The 703-nt window shown below is 44.8% G+C and carries 1 protein-coding gene and 1 tRNA gene; both read left to right on the plus strand.

Annotation, left to right across the window (positions count from 1 at the left end):
* Positions 1 to 145: 145 nt before the first annotated feature.
* Positions 146 to 238: transfer RNA gene (locus tag QQJ79_RS15635), tRNA-Ser, on the plus strand.
* 271 nt (positions 239 to 509) lie between these two features.
* Positions 510 to 703 (plus strand): hypothetical protein (locus tag QQJ79_RS15640; RefSeq protein ID WP_284223853.1); only part of this gene is annotated, 194 nt, incomplete at its 3' end.

Raw genomic sequence — 703 nt, forward strand, 5'->3', positions numbered from 1 at the left:
GACAGCTAACGCCCGATCCGCTAGGGACACCCCAACACCACCCGACCGATTTTTCCCGTCCCCTGTATGCAGTTTGAAGAATTTGTCGGATCAGAGAATAAAGCCTTTGACATTAAAATGATTTCTGGCCATATTGCGCGCCGACGGTGAAGTGGCCGAGTGGCTGAAGGCGCTCCCCTGCTAAGGGAGTATGGGGTTAATAGCTCCATCGTGGGTTCGAATCCCACCTTCACCGCCATAAATTGCAGTCCCTCTGCAAGGCGTTGAAAAATAAACAAAAATGCAAACGCTAATTTTACAGAATTTCCATAGAATCTGTGCTTAGAGCCATTCGAAGCCGAACATTGCTGTCGATACAAATAAAGCTGTATTTTCTTTGGGGGCAGTCGGCGTGAAATTATCAGGTTTTTCTGATGCTTTCTTTGAGTTTTGTAGTAAAAGCCTAATATTTAAAGTACGGTGCTAGTCACAAGGTTTCGGGAACAAGTATTTTAATACCGAGGTTTGTTATGGGTATGTCGCAGAAAGATATAAAACTCTTGTGGGGGCGCTCGGGAAATCGTTGTGCAATCAGAGACTGCCGCAAAGAGCTTACGCAAGATAAAAAAGCTGTTTCTTCAGCTTATACTCTTGGAGAGCAGGCACATATAGTTGGAGAAAAAGAAGGAGCTGCTCGTGGAAATAGTCCTTTAACTTCAGAGGA

It is taken from the genome of Brevundimonas denitrificans (assembly GCF_030160755.1).
GTDB lineage: Bacteria > Pseudomonadota > Alphaproteobacteria > Caulobacterales > Caulobacteraceae > Brevundimonas > Brevundimonas denitrificans.